We start from the raw sequence: 23,089 nt of genomic DNA, 5'->3' as shown, positions 1-23,089 counted from the left end.
TGTACCTGTGACGCTCAAGCGATGCTTTCCGCCTGTGGTCGACGCGCGCACGCGCGTGCTGATCCTGGGCAGCCTGCCCGGCGAGGCATCGCTCGCGCAATCGCAGTACTACGCTTACAAGCACAACCAGTTCTGGCGCCTGGCCGGTGAGGTGATCGGCCAGGATTTGCCGGGTATGGACTACGACGCGCGTCTGCAAGCGCTGCGCGCGCATCGCCTCGGTTTGTGGGATGTCGTGGCCGAGGCCAAACGAGAAGGCAGCCTCGATAGCAAGATTCGGGACCACGCCGGCAACGACCTCGCCGCCCTGATTGCCTCATTGCCGGAATTGGTTGCGATTGCCTTCAACGGCGGCACCGCCGCACGCATCGGCCTGAAGGCGCTCGGTGCGCATGGCGGCGGCCACCACATCCTGACACTGCCCTCCAGCAGCCCGGCGCATACCTTGTCCTACGCGGAGAAGCTGCGTGTGTGGCAGGAACTGCGGGCATGGCTGGATTAGCGCCGCTAACAAAACCGCCCTGGCGCCGTTGCGCCTCCTTGCCGTACTCCAGTACTGTCTGCGTCGGCACGCCTAGCCAGGACAGTTTTGTTAGCGGCTCTTAGGCCGCCCCTTTTCAAGCCTTGCGCTGCTCCACCAGACGATTCCACAGCATTCCAGCCCGATTTCCGCTTCGGCAGTAAGCAAGAATGGGTTTGGGCAATGCATCAACCAACGCGCCAAACGCACCCACTTCCGCATCGCCGATCTGATTCGGCTCGATAGGCAGGTAGCGCGCCTCCAGACCCAATTCGCGCGCGGCTGCGGCAATCTCTTCAAAGGCGGGCTGGTCAGCGCTTTCCCCATCGGGGCGGTTGCAGATCACGGAGTGGAAGCCCGCATCGCGAATGGCCCTCAGATCCGCCGGCAGGATCTGCCGCGAGGTGGCCAACCCATTGGATGCCGTCGCCCGGCATTGCTCGATGGCGCGTTGAAAGCAGGCAATCGCAAAGTCGATGTCTTGCTCCGTTGTGAAACGACCGAGGCTGATGCGCACGGTGCGGGCTGCCGTGTCCGCATCCAGGCCGATTGCCGTCAATACGTGGGACGGTGTGCCGGCAGCGGAATTGCATGCCGATGTCGATGACACGGCAAGGCCGTCGCCCAGCATGAACGGGAAGAAGCCCGGCGCATTCACCGTCAGGCTCAAGGTGTGCGGGATGCGCTGCGCCACGTCAGCGTTGTGAACCACATCGCCCAGGGCGAGCACCGACGCCTTCAGGCGCTGGCTGAGCGCCGCAATTCGGGCAGCTTCGCTCTCGATCTCTTCTGCCGCCAGTTCGCAGGCGAGCCCCATGCCGACAATCTGATGTGTCGCCAGCGTGCCCGAGCGCAGACCTCGCTCATGCCCACCACCGTGCATCTGCGGTGCAATCCGGGACGCGATCTCGCGGCGCACGTACAACGCGCCGATGCCCTTGGGGCCATAGAACTTGTGTGCGGACATCGACAGCATGTCGATGCCGAGCGCGCGCACGTCAATCGGCGTCTTGCCGAGCGCCTGCGCGGCATCGACATGGAACAGCGCGCCTGCGGCATGCACGATCTGCGCGATTGCGCGGATGTCGGTCAGCGTGCCCAGTTCGTTGTTCACCAGCATGAGCGAGACGAGGCCCGTCTCAGGCGTCATTGCTGCGGCCACGGCGTCAGCGGTAATTTCGCCCTGCGCGGTCGGTGAGAGATAGGTCACCGCCAGGCCGCGCGTCGACAGGTGTGCCATCGTGTCCAGAATGGCTTTGTGTTCGATGCGGCTGGTGATCAGGTGGCGCTTGCCTGTTGCGGTGTCCGCGTAGCCCTTCAGTGCGAGGTTGTTGGATTCGGTGGCGCCCGATGTCCAGATGATCTCATCGGCATCTGCGCCAATCAGCGCGGCAACCTGTTCGCGTGCGTGCTCGACCCGGCTGCGTGCGCGTCGCCCGGTTGCGTGTGAGCTCGATGCGGGATTGCCGAATGCGCCCTCGATGCCAAGGCAGGCGGTCATCGCAGCGATCACGCGGGGGTCGGCCGGCGTGGTGGCTGCGTAGTCGAGGTAGTGCATCGTGTTGCTGTCGCTCATATGTCGTTCTCTTGCTGCGGTAGGGGCGAGGAAATGATACGGCGAGCGAGCAGGAAAAATAATTCAAAATTCCTGATAAATGCGGTGTCGTGAGGATGAATTTTTCCTAAAATTGCGTCTATCTGGAAATATCTTCTTATCAAAAAATGGATGCCATTGACCGCGAGTTGCTGAGGTTGTTGCAGGCCGATGTGACGCTGCCCATTGCTGAACTCGCGCAACGCGTGAATCTCTCGCAAACGCCTTGCTGGAAGCGGGTGCAACGTCTCAAGGAGACGGGCGTCATCCGGGCGCAGGTGGCGCTGTGCGATGCGCGCAAGCTGGGTGTCGGTACGACAGTGTTTGTTGCAGTGCGCACGGATCAGCACACCGAGAAGTGGGCGCAGCGTTTCACACAGGTGGTGCGCGATATGCCGGAAGTGGTCGAGGTCTATCGGATGAGCGGCGAGGTTGACTACCTGCTGCGCGTCGCGGTGACCGGCATCGAGGACTACGATCGCGTCTACAAGCAGCTCATCAAGGCGGTACCGCTGTCAGATGTGAGTTCTTCGTTTGCGATGGAGCAGATCAAGTACTCGACTGCGTTGCCGGTGCGCGATGATGGGTAAGGTGGTGCGGTCATCAACGCTGCAATGCCGTAATCCGGTGCGGCACCTTCCGTATGATGGTGGTTTTGCCCGCCAGGCCGGTGCGGCGCCCAAACCATCTTTGCGACTCCCATCATGGCCCGTCTCAAACTCGACCTGCCGACTGATCAGTTCTGCTATTCCACGCATCTGACCGTGCGCGTGACTGATATCAACGCAGCCAATCACCTTGCCAATGACTCAATGATCTCGATGATCTCCGAGGCGCGAGCGCGCTTTCTTTACGAGTTCGCCGGTGACGATGTCGGGCAGAAAGGAGGCGGCATCATCGTGACCGACCTCGCGACCATGTATCGCAACGAGGCACATGCGCGTGATCAATTGCTGTTCGAGGTGGGGGTGATGGACTTCAATAAGTACGGCGGCGACATCATCTTCCGTATCACGCGCCCGGCCGACGATACGCTGATCGCCATGGCCAAGTCAGGCTTTGTGTTCTTCGACTACGTGGGTAAGAAAGTGATGGCGATGCCGGAGGGGTTCGCGGGTCGATTCCCGAAGGTGAACTGGGTGGAGTAAGGCCGCCGAGCATGACGGCATGCATCCCCTGAATTGGGGGCTTGCTGGGCCGGTTAACTCTCGGCCTTGGGGTTGTGATGGGCTTGGGTGAGCCATCGCATGCAGCGGTAGAATCGCGCCACAGTTGTTGTGGCGGGCGTTGCCCGCAGATTGTCCTGAACTTACGGAGCATTTTCAGATGACCACGCCTTCGATGTATGAGTTTTTGGTGCCGACCGCCAACCGCATGCTCGGCAACCTGTCGTCGTTGCTCGACAAGGCGGCTGCCTATGCAGAGGCGAAGAAATTCGACCCCGCCAATCTCATGACCGCGCGCCTGGCGCCCGACATGCATCCGTTCACGCGGCAGGTGCAGATTGCCTGCGATCAGGCCAAAGGCGCGGCGGCGCGCTTGTCGGGCGCGGAGCCGCCGTCGTATCCGGATGTCGAGACGACCATTCCGGAACTGAAGGCACGCATTGCCAAGACGCTCGAGTACGTCAACAGCGTCGACCCGGCGGCGTTTGCGGGTAGCGAAGATCGCACGGTCACGCTCAAGTCCCCGAAGGGCGAGCTGCAGTTCAGCGGCATCGACTATCTGCGTGGCTTCATGCTGCCGAATTTCTATTTCCACATCACCATAGCCTATGCGCTGCTGCGCCATAACGGTGTGGAGATCGGCAAGTTCGACTATCTCGGGCGCCCCTGAGCGAAGCGCTTCACCGCAAAGACAACGCCGGCGGCCTGATCACAGGCGCCGGCGTTTTTCATGGGTGCGGATCAACCGAGTTGCGGCATCGTGGCGGCGTAACTGGGCCGTGCACGCATGGCCGCCTGCCCGCGCTGGATGTTCGGCCGCTTGTCCAGCAGCGCCTTGGTTTCGGGAAACATCTCCAGATACATCGCAATCGGCGTGAAGAACAGGTCTGCCATCGACACCGTATTCCCGACCAGGTAGTCGCGCTCGCCATAAGCTTGTTCAAGCACGTCTAGCTGTGCGGCAATCTCAGGCACGGCGGTATCGATCACCTTGCGGTCAGGCTGTCCGTCTGCGCCCTTGGGAAAGATGTATTGCAGCACGTAGCGACGCACCATGGCGTCGTAGGCGTGGCAGTTGATCAGGCTGATCCACTGCTCGCCACGCGCGTGGGCGGTGGCGCCCCATTGCGGCAGCAGGCTCGGGCCATCGAAGGCCTCGTCGATGTAGGTGAGGATGGCGCGGGTTTCGTAGAACTCGATCGGGCCGTCGCTGAATGCCGGCACACGGCCGAACGGGTTGTGCGCGACCAGCTCGGGCGTATGGGGTGTGAGCGGATCGAGTTTGTAGGGCACGCCTTTCTCGGCAAGCGCCATGCGCACTGTGCGGCAGTAGGTGCTGCGCGGGTTGCCGTAGACGGTGACGGTGCTGGCCGTGCCTTCCGGGTCCAGATAATCGTTCAGGCGGTTGAAGACCGATTGCCAGCCACCCACGTGGCCGTCGCGTGTCTGCGCATCTGGGAATCCGGTGTGGCGCATGTGCAGATCGGTGCCGCCGTTTTTGTCGGTGAGCGTGACTTCAATCAGCGTCTTCAGCTCTGGCGACATGGAGCCCACCTCCCACCACCACGTGTAGGCGAGGAAGTTGGCGCGATCGAGCGTCTGGTACTCACCAGCGGCGATGTGCCTGTTGCCATCACGCCCGCCCATGACGATGCGGTATTGGCCGCCGACGCGCGCATCGGCGCGGGCTTCCACCACGCCCATGCCGCGCGGGCAATGCCAGACTGCCAGCGCGGCCTGATCGGTAAAGGCATCGAACACCCGCTCGCGCGGTGCGCAGATATGGCGGGTCATCTCCAGTTCGAAAGTGGCGGCGCGGTCCATGGTCGTCTCCGGGTGTCTGTTGTCAGTCCTTGGTGGATGGGGTGTCCGCGTCCGGGGGCGCGGATGTGGCGTGGGCTTGCTCAACAAATGCAACCAGGCGATCCAGATTGCCTTCCCAGTGCTGGCGATAGCGCTCCAGCCAGCCATGCGCATCGCGCAAGGCGCCGGGGCGCAGGTGGCAGATGCGCCAGCGCGCGTTGATCTCACGCTCGATCAGCCCGGCCTCGGCCAGCACACGCAGGTGCTTGGAAATGGCCGGCGCGGACATGTCGAATGGGCGGGCGAGCTCGCTGACCGGGGCTTCGCCTTCTGCAAGGCGCGCAAGGATCGCGCGGCGCGTTGGGTCGGCCAGGGCGGCGAACACGGTCGAAAGGGTGTCGTCTGATGTCGGCATATCTTCATTTAACTTGTTGGTTAATTGACTGTCAAGGCGCGTTACATCTGCCTCTACTGTGGTTGGAAGTGCATGTGGGGAGACATCACATCCCCAAAATGGGGGTAGCAGCGTGCCCGGATACCGCTCAGACTTGTGTCCGACGCGATCAAAAAGCGCGGATTTGAATGCTTTTGGGGGGAATCACATGAAGACTGTCGTGGGGGCGTTGGCCGCCTTGTTGATGTCGGCCGGGGTGCATGCAGCGCCCAGCGCGTTTTTTGCCGATCCGGCTTCGGGCTGCAAGGTCTGGAATCCGTCGCCGCAGCCGGGTGAGACCATCAAGTGGGAAGGCCGCTGCGTTGACGGTTACGCGCAGGGCGATGGCAAGCTGACGTACGTGAACACCGATCATCGCTCCGAAGAGGTCGGTTACTGGGCAGCCGGCAAGCTGGTCGGCAAATATGAAGGCCGACGCTTCGACAGCACAGGTGTGCCGCAAACGACCATTGTGTCTGGCTATTCGGCACAGCAAAGCCCGCTGCAGGAAACCTATCGCAAGGTAACCTACCCGGAAGGCGGCTATTCGGTCGACTACTACGTGAACGGTACCCTGCAAGGTGCGTATCGCCAGAATGCGACCGATAACCACGAGCGGGCCGCATTTACGGTGGTGGGCGGTGACGGCGCTGCGAGCAACCGTCGCAACGTGATCTATCTGGCGCGCTACAACCCGGCCACCAAGGCGTGGTCCGGCTGGCCAAGCGCGGCAGACCGTGCCAGCAAATCGCTCGACGGTTATGCACTGGTGACCGGCGCCCCAGGCAACTGGAACATCACGGAATGCGAAACCTACGACAGTTGTGTTGCCCAGTTTGACGTCGCGCTCAAGAGCCAGGGCTACGCAGACTGGCCGCGGGCGCGCATGGACAGCATCGATGCAGCCTGGGAAGCCAAGAAGCGTACCTACGCCGAGGCCGAGGCCGCAGCGGCCGCACACACCAAGTTCATCGCCACGGCGCAGGCCGACAAGCTTTTCACCTACGGTAGCCGCCAGGAGCAGGAACACCACTACGACCGTGCACTGGATGCCTATCGCGCCATCATCGAGCGCTTTCCGAAGAGCCGCCTGATCGAATCTGCTGCCAGCCGCATGGCCGCCGTGCAGGACAAGGTGGACGCGCAAGGCGCCCGCGCCGACGCCGCACAGGCCCAAGCGCAGGCACAAGCTGCTGCCGCCACACAGCGCGCCAATATTGATGCTCAGCGCCTGCAGATGGAGCAGCAGCGCCAGGAGGCCGATAAGCAGCGCCGCCTAGTGGCCTACAACCAGTGCAAGGCCTCGGCCGACAAGTGCACCACCGATTGCCTGACGACGGCCGGCGCGGGGGTGATTGGCGGGATTGCCGGGCTGATGAACCGCAACGCGGTCAACACCAATGGTTTGCAGACGATCAATCAGCGTGCGCAGGACACGTGCTCGCGCTGCGAATCGATGTCGAATCAATGTGAGTTGATGAAACCGTAATCAGAGCGCGCTCGCCTCCCGGCGGGCGCATCTGTCACAATCGCGCCCGTAGCTGGCGCGGGGGTGCCGGCACGTTTCTGTTACCGGGCCTCAACATGCCGTTTCTTGGAATCGGGTTTCACGTCATCGTCGCGCTGTTCTTTGCCGTGCACGTGGTGCGCAGCAACCAGAACATGTACTGGCTGTTCATCCTGTTTGCGTTTCCGCTGCTGGGCAGCGTGGTGTACTTCTTCGCCATCTACCTGCCGGAGATGCGCCACTCGCGCGGTGCCCGTGTAGCGAGCCGCGCTGTCACCCAACTCATTGATCCGAACCGTGCCGTGCGCGAGGCACGCAACGATTTCGACCGTGCGCCGACCGTGCAACACCGCCTGCGCCTGGGTGAAGCGCTGCTGGAAGCGGGCGATGCCAAGGAAGCGCGCCAGCATTTTGAGCAGGCGGCCACTGGCCCGTTTGCAGGGGATTCGGCCGTGCTGCTGGGTCTGGCCCGCGCACAGTTCGCCACCGGCGATGCGGCGCTTGCCAAGGGCACGCTGGAGACGCTGTTCGAGGCTCACCGCGTGACCCGCCAGCAGCCCGATCCGACGCTGCTCTACGCCCGCGCGCTGGCTGCCATCGGCGCACCCAACACGCGCGAGGCGTTCGAGCAGGCGCTGACCTACGCCAATGATGCCGCCGCCCGCTGCCTGTTCGGCGAATGGCTGCTCGCCCAGAACAACGATGCCGACAAGCAACGCGCCCAAACGTTGTTTGACGAGATCCTGCGCGACGCCAAGCACTGGACGCGCTACGCCAAAGACCACAACCGTGAATGGCTGCAGCGCGCGCAGGCAGCCCAGACTTCTTCCCGTTGATCCGCTTTATGACGCTGTTGAAACGCAAATCCATCGAGGCCGTGGCCTCGCGACGTCCCGCTCGCGCCAAGCGCGAAGACCGCATGGACCACGATGACGAACCCAAGCGCATGGCCCCGCGCTTTGCTCCGGTCACGTTCTCTGAACTGGCCGGTGTGCGCTACCTGCACTTCGGCACCGAGTGGGTGCAAGGTGCGATGCGCCTGTCCAAGCCAGATGCCATTGAGCTGGAGTACGCCCAGCAGATGATGGCGTGGATGCTGTTCCTGGACCCGGCATCGCGAAAGGATTTCCATGTCGTGCAATTGGGCCTCGGTGCGGCTGCGCTGACCAAGTTCTGTCACCGCCAACTCGCGCCCGCGCAGGTGACGGCGGTTGAGCTGAATCCGTCGGTCATCGTCGCCGCGCGCAGCATGTTCGGCATGCCGTTTGATGACGCGCGCCTGAGCGTGCTGGAGCAGGACGCCTACGACTGGGTGATGAATGCCAGCCACCACGGCACCGTCGATGCACTGCAAATCGATCTGTACGACGCCACGGCCCGCGGTCCGGTACTCGATACGCCAGCGTTCTACAAGGCTTGCCGCCAGATGCTGCGCTCGCCCGGAGTGATGACGATCAACCTGTTTGGCGATCACACCAGCTTCCCGCGCAACATCGAGCGCATCTGCGATGCGTTCGATAACCGCGTGCTCGTCTTCCCCGAAGTGCACGATGGCAACGTGATTGCGCTGGCCTTCAACGGCCCGCCGCTGCAGGTGAGCTGGGAGGCCGTGCAAGAGCGCGCCGCTGCGCTTCAGGCTTCGCTCAAGCTGCCGACCAAGGGTTGGGCAGAGGGGCTGCGCAATGCCAATGCGGGTCAGGAAGACATGCTGAAGATCTGAGCGTCAGCATCGTTCGCCAATGAAAAACGCCCCGGTATGCCGGGGCGTTTGCTTTGCGAGGGTGTGCGCTCAGGCCGCGTCGCCCATGCCCGGCATCTGGTCGATGAAACCGGTCACTACGTGCATGCGGTCGCCTTCAATGCGGACGAAATCCGTGCCCTTGACCAGCGCTTGCCCGTCCGGCCCGAGCGTCCAGCGGAAGCGGATGGTGTCCTGCACCACGTCCACGCCGCCGTCGCGCGCAAAGCGGAAGCCCGGAAACTTCGCGTGCACACCGGCGATGAGCGCGTCGATGCCGTCACGGCCTGCGCCCTGCATCAGTGGGTCGACATAGGTGGCCCCTTCGGTCCAGGTTTGGGCGACGAGCGTGCGGCGCTGCGCGGCGTCGGTTGCGTTCCAGGCGGCGATGTAGCGGTCGACCAGCGTGTCAGCGAGGGTTTCGTTGGCAGCGAGTTGCGTGGCGGTCATGGCGTTTCTCCGTTCGAAGTGGGGGAGGCTGCGAAGCACGGTGATTCGTCTTCCGTGCTGCATGGCTTCATCTTCGGCGCCGGCGTGGATGGTGTCGATTACGCGGCAGGTAATCACTGCATCCACGCCCGGAGAAACGAGAAAGGCGAGGGCGTTACTTGGACAGCAACCGCATCGCCGATTCCAACCCAGCGATGGTCACAGGATACATCCGCGTCTTCATGATCTGGTTGATGACCGAGATGGACTGGCGGTATTCCCACAAGCCCTCCGGCTCGGGGTTGAGCCAGGCGAACTTTGGAAACTGCTCGATCAGCCGCTTGAGCCAGACGGCACCGGCCTCGGCGTTGTTGTATTCCACCGAGCCGCCGGCCTGCAGGATCTCGTACGGGCTCATGGTGGCGTCGCCCACGAAGATCAGCTTGTAGTCGGGCGGGTACTTGCGGATGACGTCCCACGTGGAGAAGCGCTCAGCATGGCGGCGCCGGTTGTTCTTCCACAGGTGCTCGTACACGCAGTTGTGGAAGTAGTAGTACTCCAGGTGCTTGAACTCGGTCTTGGCCGCAGAGAACAGCTCTTCCACGCGCTTGATGTGATCGTCCATCGAGCCGCCCACGTCCATCAGCATCAGCACCTTGACGTTGTTGTGCCGCTCGGGGCGCATCTTGATGTCGAGCATGCCGGCGTTGGCCGCAGTGGAATGGATCGTGTCGTCCAGGTCCAGCTCGATGTCAGCGCCATCACGCGCGAACTTGCGCAGGCGGCGCAGCGCCACCTTGATGTTGCGCGTGCCGAGTTCGACGGTGTCGTCGTAGTCCTTGTACGCGCGTGCTTCCCACACCTTGACCGCCGTGCGGTTGCCTTTCGACGGCCCGCCGATGCGGATGCCTTCCGGGTTGTAGCCGCCGTGTCCAAATGGCGACGTGCCGCCGGTGCCGATCCACTTGCTGCCGCCTTCGTGGCGCTCGTGTTGTTCACCCAGCAGCTCCTTCAGGCGCTCCATCAGCTTGTCGAGGCCGCCCATGGCTTCGACCTTGGCTTTCTCTTCCGGCGAGAGTTCGCGCTCCAGCTTCTTGATCAGCCAGTCGAGCGGAATATCCGCGCGCCAGTCGACCGCGCCTTCTACGCCCTTGAAGTACGCACCGAACGCCTGGTCAAACTTGTCGAAGTGTTTCTCGTCCTTGACCAGCGTCATGCGTGCCAGGAAGTAGAACTCGTCGAGCGAAGGCGCGATGACCTGCTGCTTGAGCCCCTCAAGCAGCGTCAGGTATTCCTTGACCGAGACCGGCAGCTTGGCGTGCCGCAGGGTGAAGAAGAAATCGATGAGCATGTCAGTCTCCTGCTCGGTGGCTCAATGAGACGTGCCGCTGACGTTCAGCAGCACCACGCCGCCCACCACCATGCCGATGCCCGAAAGCTTGGCCATCGACACCCCCTCCTTGAACAGCAGGATGCCGACGACGGCCGTCAGCACCGTGCCCACGCCCGACCACACCGCATACGTGATGCTCATGTCGATGCGCTTCATGACGATTGCCAAGCCCCAGAAGGCCAAGCCGTAGCAGATGGCCGTGCCCACAATCCACAGCGGCTTGGAAAACCCTTCGGACAGCTTCAGGCACAAGGTGCCGATCACCTCGGTGACGATGGTGCCGGCGAGCAGCAACCATGGGTTCATCGCGGCTGCTCCAGCTTGTACTGCAGATGGCGCTTCACGGTCAGCCATTCCGATTCGATGATCGAGAACACCACCGTGTCGCGGAAGCTGCCGTCCGGCATGCGCTGGTGATTGCGCAGCACGCCGTCTTGCTTGGCGCCCAAGCGAGCGATGGCAGCACGGCTCTGGTGGTTCATCCAGTGCGTGCGGAATTCCACGGCAATGCAGCGCAGCGTTTCGAACGCGTGCGTCAGCAACAGCAGCTTGCATTCCGTGTTGATGGCGGTGCGCTGCACCGACTTGGCATACCACGTGTGGCCGATTTCCAGCCGACGGTTGGCCTCGTCCACGTTGAAGAGGCGTGTGGCGCCGACCACCTTGCCGGGCTTGCCGTCATGCACCTCACGCACGACGAAAGGCATGGCGCCGAGCCGCTCGCGCATGTCCAGTGCAATGGCCAGCCAGTCGCCGACTTTGTCCGGCGAGGGCACGGAGGTGTACCAGAGCCGCCACAGCTCGCCGTCAGCGGCTGCAGCGCGGACTTCCTCTTCGTGCTCGGGGCCGAGTGGCTCCAGCCAGGCGTGCTGGCCGGACAGCGTGACGGGGTCGATCAGGCGCGGCATGTGGTAGCCCCGTTCAGCGGTTCGCGCGGTTCATGAAGACCAGCCGCTCGAACAGATGCACGTCCTGCTCGTTCTTGAGCAGCGCGCCGTGCAGCGGCGGAATGGCCGCGTTCTTGTCCTGGCTGCGCAGCGATTCCGGCGGAATGTCTTCGGCCAGCAGCAGCTTGAGCCAGTCGATCAGTTCCGACGTCGACGGCTTCTTCTTCAGCCCCGGCAGGTTGCGCATCTCGTAGAACGCATCCAGCGCGGCCTTGACCAGCGCCGGCTTGATGCCCGGGTAGTGCACGTCGACGATGGCCTGCATCGTCTCGGCATCCGGAAACTTGATGTAGTGGAAGAAGCAGCGGCGCAGGAAGGCGTCGGGCAGTTCCTTCTCGTTGTTCGACGTGATGATGACCAGCGGGCGATGGCGGGCAGCGATGGTTTCGCGCGTCTCGTACACATAGAACTCCATGCGATCCAGCTCGCGCAGCAGATCATTGGGGAATTCGATGTCGGCCTTGTCGATCTCGTCGATCAGCAGCACGACTGGCTTGTCCGCCTCGAAGGCCTGCCACAGCACGCCCTTGACGATGTAGTTGCGGATATCGTGGACCTTGTCGTCGCCCAGTTGCGAATCGCGCAGGCGCGAGACAGCGTCGTATTCGTACAGGCCCTGCTGCGCCTTGGTGGTCGACTTCACGTGCCACTGTAGCAACGGCATGCCCAGCGCAGCGGCCACTTCCTCGGCCAACATGGTTTTGCCCGTGCCCGGCTCGCCCTTGATCAGCAGAGGGCGTTGCAGCGTCATCGAGGCATTGACGGCAAGCTTGAGGTCATCGGTGGCGACGTACTGGTCGGAGCCTTCAAAACGCGCACGCTGGTTGGATGCGGCAGGCGAGGTGGTGGTGGTCATCGTGCAAGCCTACTGGGCGGTAAAAGAAATCGGAAACGGCCAGTATAAGAGAGTTTGGGCGTTTGCTGCCCGGTGCCGCCAGGGCTGTTCGGCCGCGCCATTCCCCGCTGTCAAGTCACGGGACCCCTAACTGGACTGGAAAAAAATCTGTGCGCTACAATGCGCCGGTTTGACGCACCTCAAAACAACCGTCTTATGGCACCTTGCCAGCAGCCGGTGAAGGCGCCCAGAGAGACAGCCGGCCGACAGTCAAGCCAGGCAGGGCGAGCAGGATTCTGAACTCCACGCTTAAGAACGAGATGAAAAAGATCCTCACCATGGTGGCCGCATTTGGCACATTAGGCGCGTTGGCCGCGTCAGCCGCCGCAGCGGACATCCAGGGCGATGCCGCAGCTGCCCAGAGCAAGGTTGCGATGTGCATCGGCTGCCATGCCATCCCCGACTACAAGACGTCGTTCCCCGAGGTGTATCGCGTGCCCTATCTGGGCGGCCAGAACGCCAAGTACATCGAAAGCGCACTGCACGCGTACCAGAAGGGTGACCGCAAGCACCCGACCATGCGTGCCATTGCCGGGTCGCTGACGGACCAGGACATCGCCAACCTCGCTGCGTACTACTCGCAGCAGACGGCCGCTACGCCCAACAACCCCCGGAAGTGACGAGGACGAACATGAAAAAGATCTCGCTCGGTTTGGGCGCGTTGATCGTGGGTGCTGCCGCAGGTGTCGCGACCCTGGCACAAGCTGCCGATCTGGAAAAGGGCAAGCAACTGGTGGAGAAGGGTACGTGCGCGGCCTGCCACGGTGCCGGCCTGAATGCCCCGATTTCGCCGGATTACCCGAAGCTGGCTGGCCAGCACGGCGACTACATCTACCACGCACTGCTGGCCTATCAGACCAGCAACAACCCGCTGATGGGCCGCAGCAACGCCATCATGGCTGGCCAGGTCAACAGCAACCCAGCCACCATCGGCGCAGACGGCAAGCCGCGTCCGTTCACCGAGGCGGAGTTGAAGGACATCGCCGCGTACATCGAATCGCTGCCAGGCTCGCTGGTGCTCAAGAAGTAAGCCAGCTTCGGCAGGCAAAGAAAAACCGCTCTTCGGAGCGGTTTTTTATTGGACGGATGACTCGGGCGCCTAGCGGGCCGTGGCGCGCTTGCGCACGCATTCGATATACGCCTCGCCGTCGGGCGGCAGGCCGGTGCGCTGGGCGGTCCACAGCATCTGGCCAAGGCACTCCATCACCTGGTGCTGCGCCTCGTGCGGCGAGTCGAGCCGCTGGGCCAGCGCCTCGTAAGCGGCGCGGATGCCGCGCGGCTGGTCTACCGATACCTGCTCGCTGATCGACAGATGCATCGACAGATGCAGGAACGGGTTGCTCTGGCCGCTCTCGGGTGTGTAATCACGGGCGAGGGCGTCTTCGCCGGCGTCCAGGGTGTCGTGGTATTCGGGATGCAGCTGCATCCAGTCGACCGCCATGGCTTCGAGCGGCGTGAGAATGTCGGCCTGGCGATGCTTGCGCCAGGCGCCGCAAAAGAACTGGCGGACTTCGTCGCGGGAGGGATTGAACATGATCCCGCCATTGTACCGGCCTGCTTGGCCGTGTGCCGGGGCCCCCAAGCGGCGCCAACGCTACAATGGCAACCCACCCCGCAGACGGCGATGAAATCCGACCAAGAGCCGCGCACCATGAGACAAAGCACCGATTCCACCCTCGCCGCACGTGCCGCTGACAAGCTGCTCGGTGTGCTGCTGATTGCCATTTCCGCTGCATCGTTCGGGGCAATGGCGATCTTCACCCACTACGCCTATGCGAGCGGCGCCAACGTGGTGGGCCTACTGATGGTGCGCTTTGTCATTGCGGCTTTGGCGTTGATGGTGGTGATGCGCGTGCGGCGCATCGGCATTCCGCCGTGGTCGCGTGTGCTTGGCTTGGCTGCGATGGGGGGGATTGGCTATGCGGGGCAGTCGTTCACGTTTTTCTCGGCATTGAACTACGCGCCAGCGAGCTTAGTGGCGCTGCTGCTGTATCTGTATCCGATGTTCGTCACGGTGCTGGCTGCCGTGTTTCTGCGCGAACGGTTGACCACGGCGGCCATTGTGGCGCTGGTACTGTGCTCAGTGGGGGCGGGGCTGACGGTGGGTGGCGCGGGTCTGTCGGGCGGCAGTTTGCTCGGTATCGGGCTGGGTGTGGCCTCGGCTGCCATCTACTCGATCTACATCACCGTAGGGGCGCGCGTGACGCATGGGGTGGATCCGTTGGCCTGTACCACCGTCATCTGCACGGCCGCCGGTGTCGTCTACACGGGCATGGCGGTGGCCGGTGCCCCAGCGCACTTGCCGGGCACGATGGGCGGCTGGGCCGCTGCATTGGCGATTGCGGGCCTGTCGACGGTGGTGGCCATTCTCACCTTCTTTGCCGGCCTGCAGAAGTTGGGTGCGGCGCAGGCGTCGATGCTCTCCACGCTGGAGCCGGTGGTGACGGTGCTGCTGGCGGCAATGCTGCTGGGTGAGTCGATTGCGCCCACGCAGATGATCGGTGGGGCGTTGATCCTGGCCGGCGTGCTATGGCTCACGCGTGCCGATGCAAAGCCTGCAGGCCACCGTGCGGAAGACATGGTCTGAGGTTTGATCGGCTGCTCAAAATGAAAACCGCCCGGCCTGGTGTGACTCAGGGCCGGGCGTTTTTTTGCTCCTTCAGGCGGATTACTTCTTCACGCCTTCTGGCAAGCGTTGCAGGCCCTGCACCCGCATCAGGGCCGGACGGTCGGCCATCACGCCGTCGTAGAAGCTGGCCAGATCCCCCTTGAGCGCGGTGCGCGACGCATCGTTCAGATAGATCATGTGGCCTGACGGGTAGTTCTTGATCGTCAGGTTCTTGGCCTTGATGGTCGGATCAAGCGGCATCTGCGCCAGCGTCAGCTCGGTCTGGTGGAACGGCGTGACCGCATCGAAGTAGCCACTGGCCTGCAGCACCTTCAGGTCCGGGTTCAGGCTCATCGTCGAGGCCAGATCGCCAGCCGTGTACAGCGTGTTGCCGCCCCCCTTGTTGGCGCCGGTCGGGTCGATGTGGCTGAAGTCCCAGTTGTTGAACACGGCGTCGTTCAGGTCCACGAACGACGAGGTCGACGTGTACTTGAGCTGGGTGTTCAGGTAGCTGTTCCACAGCACCGTGTACGCGCCGCCAATGTTGGAGATCGACGGATCGTTGCTGCCCGAATTCGGCAGGATAAACGGTGCGATGCCCTGGCCCGTGTAGTTTGCGCGGCCATCATACTGGCCGATCTGGATACCCGGATTGAGCGTCAGGAAGAACGTGTACGGCGGGTTGTTGTTCTGCGACGGAACATTGCCCAGCGCAGCCGGGTTGCCGAACGTCTGGATCAACGAGACCGGATCGGTGCCGATGTACGAGCCCATCGTCTGCGCGGCCTGCAGGTTCAGGTTCAGGCGCACGTTGACGAAGCCACCGTCTTGCGGGTTGGGCGCTTGCGCGAGCGGCGTGAGCGTGTTGTCCGCATAGTTGCGCGCCTGGACCATGTAGCTGTCGAGATCGGTCGGCGGCGGGTTGACGGTTGTCTTCTTCCAGTACCACGCGTCGGCAGCCAGCGTCGGGAAGGTGCCGATGGCCGAGAGCGCATTCGCATAGTCGAGGATCGACGACTGCAGCGTGATGCCGTTCAGCTCGATGCCATCTTCATGCAGGAGCCACGACAGCACCGCACTGCGTGCCGTGCCGTACGACTCGCCGTACAGGAACTTGGGCGAGTTCCAGCGCGAGTTCTTGGTCAGGTAACGCTGGATGAAGCGGTCGATCGAGTGCGCATCCTGATCGGTGCCCCAGAAGTTCTTGTTCACGGCCGGGGAGATGGCGGCCGAATAGCCGGTGCCCACGGGGTTGATGAACACGAGGTCGGAGCGGTCGAGCAGGCTGTCCGGGTTGTCGGGCAACTTGTACGGTGCGGGCGGCGTGAAGTTCGGGAACGACGACTGCAGACGCTTCGGCCCGAACGAGCCGAGCAGCAGGAAGACCGACGACGAGCCGGGGCCGCCGTTATAGAAGAACGTCACCGGGCGCGGCTTGGACGGGTCCGGATTGTCCTGCGTGTACGCCACGTAGAACATCGACGCATTGGCTTTCGACGTTACTGGGTCAATGGTCGTCAGGTGGCCGGCGGTGGCCGTGTAGGCGATGCTCTTGCCGCCGATGCTCACCGTGTGGTGCGTGATGGCGGCGCTTTCGCCAGGGTCGGCGGCCAGGGCGTCATTGGGGCCGGTGCCGTAGACGTTGGGGTCTACGTAGGGCTGGTCGGGGGGCGTGGCTGCCGTCACCGGTTGCGTGACAGTCTTGCCGGCATCCACAGCGGTGCCGCTGGGGCTGGCTGTGGCGGAGGAGTCCCCGCCGCCGCAACCCGCCAGCAGCGCGGCAGCAAGCGCTGCCGCGGCAAGCGATGCGCCCAGGGCTCTGGGCATACCTGCAAAATCACTGGTCGATAACCTGGATTTTTTCATGGCGATAATGGCCTTTTTCAGGGTGACGAACGCCATCACTTAAAACGGATAGTTTTAAGTTGGCTCCATATCTGATTTGCGTTTCGTAATATCTATCCAGCGCAAAGCAGATATTCTGATTTCCCGCCTCTTACGGGGAATTTAATTCAATACATTTTTATTCGGCAAAATCATCCCCCTGAAACCCGATGAGGTTTCAAAACGAGGAACAGCGCCGGAGTCAAGGTGACAGGGTGTTTGCGCAAAGCCGACAGAGGCCAAGCGAAAACGTTAGCGCGAATGCATCCGCGCACTTTGGTTAAATCAAAGTGCGAATCCGATTCACTCAACCCTGCTGGTGATTCAATGACGAACGAAAAAGTAGTTCGTAAGCAAACCGTTGTAAAGGTCTGTTTTTCATCGCACGCGGCCGATTGGTAAAAAGGACAGTCTTTGTGCAATTGCGCACCGCAAAAACAGCGATTAAATACAAAGAAAGCTTGTTGTTTCTACCAATGCGATGACGCGGGGCGACTTCGGCGGCGCTATCCCCCGGGTGTGAGCAGGGTCACCGTGCACGCTGTGTCGCGCATACAATGCGCTTCTTGACTCTTTTCAGGAGCGCTTAGCAATGCCCATGCTTGAACCGTCCGTGCTGGACCAACTGTTCCATGAAGCCCGCACCCACAACGTGTGGCTGGACAAGCCGGTCGACGATGAACTGCTGAACACGCTGTACGAGACCGTCAAGTACGGCCCGACCGCTGCCAACAGCACGCCGGCCCGTTTCGTGTTCGTGAAGAGCGCAGCCGCGAAGGAGCGCCTGATTCCGTGCATGTCGGCTGGCAACCAGGAAAAGACCCGCCAGGCGCCCGTGGCCGTGATCGTTGCGTACGACACGCAATTCCACGAGCAACTGCCCAAGCTGTTCCCGCACGCCGACGCGCGTTCGTGGTACGCCGGTGACCAGGCCAAGATCAACGCTGCCGCGCTGATGAACAGCTCGCTGCAGGGTGGTTACTTGGTGATCGCCGCGCGTGCGCTGGGTCTGGATTGCGGCCCGATGGCGGGTTTCGATGCCAACAAGGTCAACGAAACGTTCTTTCCCGATGGCCAGTGGAAGGTCAACTTCATCATGAACATCGGCTACGGCGACGTGGAGAAGCTGCACCCGCGCAACCCGCGTCTGTCGTTTGAAGAGGCCTGCAAGATCGTCTGATCGATAGCCGATCGCGCAAAAGGAAACGGGGACTCGGATGTCCCCGTTTTTTATTCCTTCGGCGCCGGCGTCTTTGGCCTGAACTCGCACAGTGGCTCGATCGCGCAGTGCCAGCACTCGGGCTTGCGCGCCTTGCATACGTAGCGTCCGTGCAGGATCAGCCAGTGGTGCGCATCCTGGCGGAACTCCTCCGGCACCACCTTCAGCAGTTTCAGTTCGACTTCCAACACGTTCTTGCCCGGCGCCAGCCCGGTGCGGTTGGCCACGCGGAAGATGTGCGTGTCTACTGCAATCGTCGGCTCGCCGAAGGCCGTGTTCATCACCACATTGGCGGTCTTGCGGCCCACGCCCGGCAAGCTTTCCAGGGCGGCGCGATCACGCGGCACCTGACCGCCGTACTGGTCGAGCAGGATGCGGCACGTCTGCAGGATGTGCTTGCACTTGGTGCGGTACAGCCCGATGGTCTTGATGTATTCGGTGATGCCTTCCTCGCCCAGCGCCAGCATCTTGGCCGGCGTATCTGCCACCGGAAACAGCTTGCGCGTGGCCTTGTTCACGCCCACGTCGGTCGCCTGCGCAGAAAGCAGCACCGCAATCAGCAACTCAAACGGCGAGGTGTATTCCAGCTCGGTGGTCGGCGTGGGGTTGTTCTCGCGCAGGGTCTCGAAGATGGCGTGGCGCTTGGCGGGATTCATCGTCGGGGGTCAGGGTTTGTCTGCGTCAGGGTTGGCGCTTTGCTCGATCTGGTCGGCGATGCGCTTGCGGCGGGCTTCGGCTTCGTCGATCTGGGCCTGCACGTCTGCCGACACATCGGTGACGTTGCGCGGACCTTGCCCGCGTGCGGCCATCTCCGCCTGCTTCTGGCGGGCACGCTCGATCGCCGCCTGGATGATTGCTTTCTTGCGTGTCTGGGCGGCACGCTCGGCGTCATCAGCGGGTTGTTCTGCGCTGACGGCGGCCAGCTTGGCAGCGGCCTTGGCGGCTAGGCGCGCTTCGTTCTCGGCTTGCTCGCGCTTGAGGCGCGCGTTGCGGAATTCGTAGCGATCGCGGGCGACGTCGGCCTGTGCCTGGCTCCAGGCGTCCCAGCCCGTGCGTTCGCCGCTGATGGGGATCATGTCGATGCAATCGACCGGGCAGGGTGGCACGCAGAGGTCGCAGCCGGTGCACCAATCTTCAAGCACCGTGTGCATGGCCTTGGGTGCGCCGACGATCGCGTCGACCGGACACGCCTGGATGCACAGCGTGCAGCCGATGCAGCGTTCGGGGTCGATGACGGCAATCGCGCGTGGCTGCTCGATGCCATTTGCAGGATCTAGCGGCAGCAGGTCACCTGTGCGGCCGAGTGCGTCGGACAGGCGGCGGATGCCTTCCACACCGCCCGGCGGGCAGCGGTTGGGCAACGCCTCGCCGTTCGCCATGGCTTGCGCATACGGACGGCAGCCGTTGTAGCCGCACTTGGTGCATTGCGTTTGCGGCAGGAGGTTTTCGAGCCGGTCGGCCAGGGACGTGGCCAATGCGGGGACCAAGGAAACCACGATGGGACTTGTTGTTTGAATAGCCTGCCATTATCGCTGATTTGGCAGTCGCGCAAGGCGTGCATGCCCTGACATGGGCCGCGGCGGCCATGTCTTAACCGTATGACATAATCTTTGGGTTCTAAACGGACCGACGTGCCATGCCGTCTTACCCAGCCGCGCCGCTCGCCGACATCGATCCCGTCGACGCCTCGGGCGATTCTGCCGCACCCCGCGCGCGTCGCGACCCCGCAGGTACGCGCCGGCGCATCCTTGCCGCTGCGCTTGAGGAGTTCTCACGCGGTGGCTTTGCCGGCGCCCGTGTCGACGCCATCGCCCGCCGCGCCGAGACCAACGAGCGCATGCTGTACTACTACTACGGCAGCAAGGAAAAGCTCTTCCTGACCGTGCTTGAGCACATGTACTTCCGCTTCAAGCAGGCTGAAGAACAGGTGCAGATCGAGTCGTCTGACCCGCGTGAAGCGGTCATCCAGCTGGCGCGTTTCGTCTGGGATTTCTATTACGAGAACCCCGAGTTCATCCGTCTGCTCAACAGCGAGAACCTGCACGAGGCACGGCACCTGAAGACATCGCCGCATCTGGGGGAGCTGGTCAACCCGGTGATCGACGTGCTGCGTGGTGTGGTCGAGCGCGGTCAGCGCAGCGGCATCTTCCACAAGGATGTGGATGTCTCGCGGCTGTACCTCACGATCTCTGCACTGGGCTACTACGTGCTGTCCAACCGCTACACGATCAGCGCGGTGATTGGCCGAGACATTGCCTCGGCTGACGAGCACGAAGCCTTCGCGCAGCTGCACATCAAGATGCTGCTGGCGTATCTGGAGCGGCCAGAGGGCTGAGCAGTGTGCGGGTCCAAAACAAAAAAGCCTCGCGGTTGCGAGGCTTTTTTTTGGTGCAGCGGGCTTAGGCGACGGCCTTGATGCGCTGTGCGCCTTGATCGTACTGGCGGATGAAGTCGCGCAGTTGCGGATACACCTGCTCGCGCCAGCGGCGACCCGAGAAGATGCCGTAGTGGCCGCACTTTGGTGCCGTCAAATGCTGCTTGCGCGTCTTCGGGATACCGGTGCACAGGCCATGGGCTGCCTCAGTCTGGCCGCTGCCGGAGATGTCGTCCAGTTCGCCTTCGATGGTGAACAGCGCAGTGCTCTTGATGTCCTGCGGGCGCACTGGCTTGCCTTCGATGACCCACGTGCCGTTGGCCAGGTGGAACTCCTGGAACACGTCGCGGATGGTTTCCAGGTAGTACTCGGCGGCCATGTCGAGCACGGCGTTGTATTCGTCGTAGAAGCGCACGTGGGCTTCCGCGTCTTCCGTGTCGCCTTCGATCAGGTTCAGGTAGTAATCGTAGTGCGACGACAGGTGGCGGTCCGGATTCATTGCCACGAAGCCGGCGTGCTGCAGGAAGCCCGGATAGACCTTGCGGCCATGGCCCGGGTAGTTGGCCGGCACCGTGTAGATCACGTTGTTCTCGAACCAGCTGTGCGACTTGTTGGTTGCCAGCGAGTTGACGGCGGTCGGGCTCTTACGCGCGTCGATCGGGCCGCCCATCATGGTCATGGTGCGCGGTGTTTTTTCGCCGTCCGAGGCCATCAGCGAGATGGCGGCCAGCACCGGCACAGTCGGCTGGCACACCGAAATCACGTGCAGCTTGTCAGCGCCAATGTGGTTGATGAACTCGCGGATGTAGTTGATGTAGTCCGACAGGTGGAAGGCACCGTGCTCGGCCGGCACCATGCGGGCGTCGATCCAGTCGGTCACGTACACCTTGTGATCCTGCAGCAGTGTGCGCACGGTATCGCGCAGCAGCGTGGAGTGGTGGCCCGACAGGGGCGCGCACACCAGCACGATCGGCTCATCCTTGAGCAGCTTGATGGTCTCGGCGTCGTCAGCGTAGCGCTTGAAGCGGATCAGGCGGCAGAACGGCTTCTCGATGATCGTCTGCTCGACGATCGGAATGTCGCGCCCGTTGGACTTGACCGAGCGGATGCCGAATTCCGGCTTCTCGTATTCCTTGCCCAGGCGATAGAGCAGTTCGTAGCCAGCGGCGTAGCGCTGGGCGCCAGGCACCATCGACAGCGGGCTCAAGGGGTTGGTGAAGGTCTTGGCGGTCGCCTGTGCCCAAGCCGTCATGGGGCTGAGCAGGGCGCGTTGGAATTCATGGAGCTGGTAAAGCATGGCTGGACCGATCTGTGGTGGCGAGGGCGACGCAAACGATTATGCACCTAGGCGCATATTACTGCGATGCAGCAGAAACCCTGATAACAGAGTGTTGCGCGGCTTGTATGATGCGCCCGTGTCAGTCTAGCGATATGCAACAAAAAAGCGGCCGAAGCCGCTTTTAATTTTGCAATTGCCCGCTCAGCGTGGCGCTTACAGCACGTCGGCGATGGCGTTGACCACGGCGTCGATGTTGTGGGTGTTCAGTGCGGCCACGCAGATCCGGCCGGTCGACACGGCATAGATGCCGTGCTCGTTGCGCAGGCGATCCACCTGGGCCGAGGTCAGGCCCGAGTACGAGAACATGCCGCGCTGTGCCTTCACGAACGAGAAGTCGGTCTTCACGCCCTTGGCGGCCAGCTTGTCGACCAGCGCGTTGCGCATCGACTTGATGCGGTCACGCATCTCGCCCAGTTCCTGTTCCCACATCGCACGCAGCTCTGGGCTGGTCAGCACGCTGGCAACCACCGTGCCGCCGTGCGTCGGCGGGTTGGAGTAGTTGGTGCGGATCACGCGCTTGACCTGCGACAGCACGCGGGTGGCTTCGTCCTTGCTGCCCGTCACGATCGACAGGGCACCAACACGCTCGCCGTACAGCGAGAACGACTTCGAGAACGAGCTCGACACGAAGAACGACAGGCCGGAGTCAGCAAACAGGCGCACAGCCTGGCCGTCCTGCTCAATGCCGTCGGCAAAGCCCTGGTAGGCCATGTCGAGGAACGGGATCAGGCTCTTGGCCTTGATGACTTCCACGACCTGCTTCCACTGCTCGGTGGTCATGTCCACACCGGTCGGGTTGTGGCAGCAGGCGTGCAGCACGACGATGGTGTTCGGCGCGTAGCTGTTGAGCGACTCCAGCATGCCGGCAAAGTTCAGGCCGTGCGACGGGGCATCGTAGTACGCGTAGTTGACGACAGAGAAGCCAGCAGATTCGAACAGCGCGCGGTGGTTTTCCCAGCTCGGGTCGGAAATGGCGACCTTGGCGTCCGGGTACAGGCGCTTGAGGAAATCCGCGCCGATCTTCAGCGCGCCCGTGCCGCCCAGGGCCTGCGCGGTGACCACACGGCCTTCGGCGATCAGCGGCGATTGCGCGCCGAACAGCAGCTTCTGCACGGCCTGGTCGTAGGCGGCAATGCCTTCGATCGGCAGGTAGCCGCGCGGGGACGTGGCAGCCAGGCGGGCCTTTTCAGCTTCCTGCACGGCGCGCAGCACCGGAATTTTCCCTTCGTCGGTGAAGTAC

26 protein-coding genes are annotated in these 23,089 nt (G+C 62.6%); 12 read left to right on the top strand and 14 right to left on the bottom strand.

The features are described 5' to 3' along the window. Positions 1–7: 7 nt before the first annotated feature. A complete protein-coding gene (locus JHD73_RS15115; RefSeq protein ID WP_199031090.1) occupies positions 8–502 on the top strand; it encodes a DNA-deoxyinosine glycosylase in 495 nt (164 codons plus the stop codon). Positions 503–617: 115 nt separating this feature from the next. On the opposite strand, the gene JHD73_RS15110 is transcribed toward JHD73_RS15115, so the two are convergent. Next, a complete protein-coding gene (locus JHD73_RS15110; protein ID WP_199031089.1) occupies positions 618–2,096 on the bottom strand; it encodes an aminotransferase class V-fold PLP-dependent enzyme in 1,479 nt (492 codons plus the stop codon). A 146-nt stretch (positions 2,097–2,242) separates the two neighbouring features. Here JHD73_RS15110 and JHD73_RS15105 point away from each other — a divergent pair, with 146 nt between their 5' ends. The 3 genes from JHD73_RS15105 (at position 2,243) to JHD73_RS15095 (ending at position 3,950) form a co-directional block, all read left to right on the top strand. Then, positions 2,243–2,704: an Lrp/AsnC family transcriptional regulator gene (locus JHD73_RS15105; protein WP_039596296.1), complete on the top strand. Its 462-nt coding sequence runs from the start codon at positions 2,243–2,245 to the stop codon at positions 2,702–2,704. Positions 2,705–2,818: 114 nt separating this feature from the next. Beyond that, positions 2,819–3,262, top strand: coding sequence for a thioesterase family protein (locus tag JHD73_RS15100; protein WP_199031088.1), 444 nt, complete (start codon positions 2,819–2,821; stop codon positions 3,260–3,262). A 178-nt stretch (positions 3,263–3,440) separates the two neighbouring features. Next, positions 3,441–3,950 carry a DUF1993 family protein gene (locus JHD73_RS15095; protein WP_199031087.1) on the top strand — a complete coding sequence of 170 codons (510 nt, stop codon included), beginning with the start codon at positions 3,441–3,443 and terminating at the stop codon, positions 3,948–3,950. Positions 3,951–4,021: 71 nt separating this feature from the next. Here JHD73_RS15095 and JHD73_RS15090 read toward each other — a convergent pair whose 3' ends face one another. Together JHD73_RS15090 and JHD73_RS15085 are read right to left on the bottom strand one after the other, a co-directional pair. After that, positions 4,022–5,104: an SRPBCC domain-containing protein gene (locus JHD73_RS15090; protein WP_199031086.1), complete on the bottom strand. Its 1,083-nt coding sequence runs from the start codon at positions 5,102–5,104 to the stop codon at positions 4,022–4,024. A 22-nt stretch (positions 5,105–5,126) separates the two neighbouring features. After that, positions 5,127–5,498, bottom strand: a complete 372-nt coding sequence (locus JHD73_RS15085) for a helix-turn-helix transcriptional regulator (protein ID WP_199031085.1) — start codon at positions 5,496–5,498, stop codon at positions 5,127–5,129. 187 nt (positions 5,499–5,685) lie between these two features. On the opposite strand from JHD73_RS15085, the gene JHD73_RS15080 reads away from it, so the two are divergent. From JHD73_RS15080 to JHD73_RS15070, 3 genes are all read left to right on the top strand, one after another. Then, the gene (locus tag JHD73_RS15080; RefSeq protein ID WP_199031084.1) at positions 5,686–7,005 is read left to right on the top strand and encodes a hypothetical protein; all 1,320 of its coding nucleotides are present in this window, start codon (positions 5,686–5,688) and stop codon (positions 7,003–7,005) included. Positions 7,006–7,100: 95 nt separating this feature from the next. Further along, positions 7,101–7,859, top strand: a complete 759-nt coding sequence (locus JHD73_RS15075; RefSeq protein WP_199031083.1) for a tetratricopeptide repeat protein — start codon at positions 7,101–7,103, stop codon at positions 7,857–7,859. 8 nt (positions 7,860–7,867) lie between these two features. Then, positions 7,868–8,743, top strand: coding sequence for a spermidine synthase (locus JHD73_RS15070; RefSeq protein ID WP_199031097.1), 876 nt, complete (start codon positions 7,868–7,870; stop codon positions 8,741–8,743). 69 nt (positions 8,744–8,812) lie between these two features. On the opposite strand, the gene JHD73_RS15065 is transcribed toward JHD73_RS15070, so the two are convergent. The 5 genes from JHD73_RS15065 to JHD73_RS15045 form a co-directional block, all read right to left on the bottom strand. Beyond that, positions 8,813–9,211, bottom strand: coding sequence for a nuclear transport factor 2 family protein (locus tag JHD73_RS15065; protein WP_199031082.1), 399 nt, complete (start codon positions 9,209–9,211; stop codon positions 8,813–8,815). A gap of 154 nt (positions 9,212–9,365) precedes the next feature. Next, on the bottom strand, positions 9,366–10,541 hold the full coding sequence (locus JHD73_RS15060) for a VWA domain-containing protein (RefSeq protein WP_199031081.1): 1,176 nt from the start codon (positions 10,539–10,541) through the stop codon (positions 9,366–9,368). Between the two features lie 21 nt (positions 10,542–10,562). Continuing rightward, positions 10,563–10,889, bottom strand: coding sequence for a multidrug efflux SMR transporter (locus JHD73_RS15055; protein ID WP_199031080.1), 327 nt, complete (start codon positions 10,887–10,889; stop codon positions 10,563–10,565). Further along, positions 10,886–11,491, bottom strand: coding sequence for a GNAT family N-acetyltransferase (locus tag JHD73_RS15050; protein ID WP_199031079.1), 606 nt, complete (start codon positions 11,489–11,491; stop codon positions 10,886–10,888). Before JHD73_RS15050 ends, JHD73_RS15055 begins: the two co-directional genes overlap by 4 nt. Before the next feature lie 13 nt (positions 11,492–11,504). After that, the gene (locus tag JHD73_RS15045) at positions 11,505–12,386 is read right to left on the bottom strand and encodes a MoxR family ATPase (protein ID WP_199031078.1); all 882 of its coding nucleotides are present in this window, start codon (positions 12,384–12,386) and stop codon (positions 11,505–11,507) included. A gap of 299 nt (positions 12,387–12,685) precedes the next feature. Between JHD73_RS15045 and JHD73_RS15040 the strand changes: the two genes are divergently transcribed. Further along, positions 12,686–13,045: a cytochrome c gene (locus JHD73_RS15040; RefSeq protein ID WP_199031077.1), complete on the top strand. Its 360-nt coding sequence runs from the start codon at positions 12,686–12,688 to the stop codon at positions 13,043–13,045. Between the two features lie 11 nt (positions 13,046–13,056). After that, a complete protein-coding gene (locus JHD73_RS15035) occupies positions 13,057–13,455 on the top strand; it encodes a cytochrome c (RefSeq protein WP_199031076.1) in 399 nt (132 codons plus the stop codon). 69 nt (positions 13,456–13,524) lie between these two features. Here JHD73_RS15035 and JHD73_RS15030 read toward each other — a convergent pair whose 3' ends face one another. Then, the gene (locus JHD73_RS15030) at positions 13,525–13,959 is read right to left on the bottom strand and encodes a DUF1841 family protein (RefSeq protein ID WP_199031075.1); all 435 of its coding nucleotides are present in this window, start codon (positions 13,957–13,959) and stop codon (positions 13,525–13,527) included. 117 nt (positions 13,960–14,076) lie between these two features. Here JHD73_RS15030 and JHD73_RS15025 point away from each other — a divergent pair, with 117 nt between their 5' ends. Further along, entirely contained in the window at positions 14,077–15,012 is a 936-nt protein-coding gene (locus JHD73_RS15025) for a DMT family transporter (RefSeq protein WP_199031096.1), read from the top strand. A gap of 81 nt (positions 15,013–15,093) precedes the next feature. Here JHD73_RS15025 and JHD73_RS15020 read toward each other — a convergent pair whose 3' ends face one another. Further along, complete coding sequence (locus tag JHD73_RS15020; protein ID WP_233176989.1) at positions 15,094–16,860, bottom strand: S10 family peptidase; 1,767 nt, start codon at positions 16,858–16,860, stop codon at positions 15,094–15,096. Between the two features lie 649 nt (positions 16,861–17,509). On the opposite strand from JHD73_RS15020, the gene JHD73_RS15015 reads away from it, so the two are divergent. Beyond that, positions 17,510–18,097, top strand: coding sequence for a malonic semialdehyde reductase (locus JHD73_RS15015; RefSeq protein ID WP_199031073.1), 588 nt, complete (start codon positions 17,510–17,512; stop codon positions 18,095–18,097). Between the two features lie 50 nt (positions 18,098–18,147). Here the strand turns inward: JHD73_RS15015 and nth are convergent, their stop codons facing one another. Together nth and rsxB are read right to left on the bottom strand one after the other, a co-directional pair. Then, entirely contained in the window at positions 18,148–18,792 is a 645-nt protein-coding gene (gene nth, locus JHD73_RS15010; RefSeq protein ID WP_048931750.1) for an endonuclease III, read from the bottom strand. Between the two features lie 9 nt (positions 18,793–18,801). Beyond that, the gene (gene rsxB / locus JHD73_RS15005) at positions 18,802–19,632 is read right to left on the bottom strand and encodes an electron transport complex subunit RsxB (protein ID WP_199031072.1); all 831 of its coding nucleotides are present in this window, start codon (positions 19,630–19,632) and stop codon (positions 18,802–18,804) included. Positions 19,633–19,772: 140 nt separating this feature from the next. Between rsxB and JHD73_RS15000 the strand changes: the two genes are divergently transcribed. Next, positions 19,773–20,471 carry a TetR/AcrR family transcriptional regulator gene (locus tag JHD73_RS15000; RefSeq protein ID WP_199031071.1) on the top strand — a complete coding sequence of 233 codons (699 nt, stop codon included), beginning with the start codon at positions 19,773–19,775 and terminating at the stop codon, positions 20,469–20,471. Between the two features lie 64 nt (positions 20,472–20,535). Here JHD73_RS15000 and JHD73_RS14995 read toward each other — a convergent pair whose 3' ends face one another. Both JHD73_RS14995 and JHD73_RS14990 read right to left on the bottom strand, forming a co-directional pair. Beyond that, the gene (locus JHD73_RS14995) at positions 20,536–21,807 is read right to left on the bottom strand and encodes a polyhydroxyalkanoate depolymerase (protein ID WP_199031070.1); all 1,272 of its coding nucleotides are present in this window, start codon (positions 21,805–21,807) and stop codon (positions 20,536–20,538) included. 195 nt (positions 21,808–22,002) lie between these two features. Then, positions 22,003–23,089: amino acid aminotransferase (locus JHD73_RS14990; protein ID WP_199031069.1), on the bottom strand; the 1,087-nt coding region annotated here is incomplete at its 5' end.

Origin of the sequence: Ralstonia sp. ASV6, from assembly GCF_016429285.1 — a bacterium.
Classification (GTDB): Bacteria; Pseudomonadota; Gammaproteobacteria; order Burkholderiales; family Burkholderiaceae; genus Ralstonia; species Ralstonia flaminis.
The sequence above is the reverse complement of the archived record's forward strand: the minus strand, read 5'-3'. Positions and strand labels throughout refer to the sequence as shown.

Excerpts from the sequence above, each read along its gene's own strand:
- JHD73_RS15050 (WP_199031079.1), bottom strand. The coding sequence starts at position 11,491 with ATGCCGCGCCTGATCGACCCCGTCACGCTGTCCGGCCAGCACGCCTGG.
- JHD73_RS15095 (WP_199031087.1), top strand. The coding sequence starts at position 3,441 with ATGACCACGCCTTCGATGTATGAGTTTTTGGTGCCGACCGCCAACCGC.
- JHD73_RS15090 (WP_199031086.1), bottom strand. The coding sequence starts at position 5,104 with ATGGACCGCGCCGCCACTTTCGAACTGGAGATGACCCGCCATATCTGC.
- JHD73_RS15085 (WP_199031085.1), bottom strand. The coding sequence starts at position 5,498 with ATGCCGACATCAGACGACACCCTTTCGACCGTGTTCGCCGCCCTGGCC.
- JHD73_RS15035 (WP_199031076.1), top strand. The coding sequence starts at position 13,057 with ATGAAAAAGATCTCGCTCGGTTTGGGCGCGTTGATCGTGGGTGCTGCC.
- JHD73_RS15025 (WP_199031096.1), top strand. The coding sequence starts at position 14,077 with ATGAGACAAAGCACCGATTCCACCCTCGCCGCACGTGCCGCTGACAAG.
- JHD73_RS15030 (WP_199031075.1), bottom strand. The coding sequence starts at position 13,959 with ATGTTCAATCCCTCCCGCGACGAAGTCCGCCAGTTCTTTTGCGGCGCC.
- JHD73_RS15080 (WP_199031084.1), top strand. The coding sequence starts at position 5,686 with ATGAAGACTGTCGTGGGGGCGTTGGCCGCCTTGTTGATGTCGGCCGGG.
- JHD73_RS15020 (WP_233176989.1), bottom strand. The coding sequence starts at position 16,860 with ATGCCCAGAGCCCTGGGCGCATCGCTTGCCGCGGCAGCGCTTGCTGCC.
- JHD73_RS15015 (WP_199031073.1), top strand. The coding sequence starts at position 17,510 with ATGCCCATGCTTGAACCGTCCGTGCTGGACCAACTGTTCCATGAAGCC.
- JHD73_RS15110 (WP_199031089.1), bottom strand. The coding sequence starts at position 2,096 with ATGAGCGACAGCAACACGATGCACTACCTCGACTACGCAGCCACCACG.
- JHD73_RS15070 (WP_199031097.1), top strand. The coding sequence starts at position 7,868 with ATGACGCTGTTGAAACGCAAATCCATCGAGGCCGTGGCCTCGCGACGT.
- JHD73_RS15065 (WP_199031082.1), bottom strand. The coding sequence starts at position 9,211 with ATGACCGCCACGCAACTCGCTGCCAACGAAACCCTCGCTGACACGCTG.
- JHD73_RS15075 (WP_199031083.1), top strand. The coding sequence starts at position 7,101 with ATGCCGTTTCTTGGAATCGGGTTTCACGTCATCGTCGCGCTGTTCTTT.
- JHD73_RS15105 (WP_039596296.1), top strand. The coding sequence starts at position 2,243 with ATGGATGCCATTGACCGCGAGTTGCTGAGGTTGTTGCAGGCCGATGTG.
- JHD73_RS15060 (WP_199031081.1), bottom strand. The coding sequence starts at position 10,541 with ATGCTCATCGATTTCTTCTTCACCCTGCGGCACGCCAAGCTGCCGGTC.
- JHD73_RS14995 (WP_199031070.1), bottom strand. The coding sequence starts at position 21,807 with ATGCTTTACCAGCTCCATGAATTCCAACGCGCCCTGCTCAGCCCCATG.
- JHD73_RS15000 (WP_199031071.1), top strand. The coding sequence starts at position 19,773 with ATGCCGTCTTACCCAGCCGCGCCGCTCGCCGACATCGATCCCGTCGAC.
- JHD73_RS15040 (WP_199031077.1), top strand. The coding sequence starts at position 12,686 with ATGAAAAAGATCCTCACCATGGTGGCCGCATTTGGCACATTAGGCGCG.
- JHD73_RS15045 (WP_199031078.1), bottom strand. The coding sequence starts at position 12,386 with ATGACCACCACCACCTCGCCTGCCGCATCCAACCAGCGTGCGCGTTTT.
- JHD73_RS15055 (WP_199031080.1), bottom strand. The coding sequence starts at position 10,889 with ATGAACCCATGGTTGCTGCTCGCCGGCACCATCGTCACCGAGGTGATC.
- JHD73_RS15100 (WP_199031088.1), top strand. The coding sequence starts at position 2,819 with ATGGCCCGTCTCAAACTCGACCTGCCGACTGATCAGTTCTGCTATTCC.
- nth (WP_048931750.1), bottom strand. The coding sequence starts at position 18,792 with ATGAATCCCGCCAAGCGCCACGCCATCTTCGAGACCCTGCGCGAGAAC.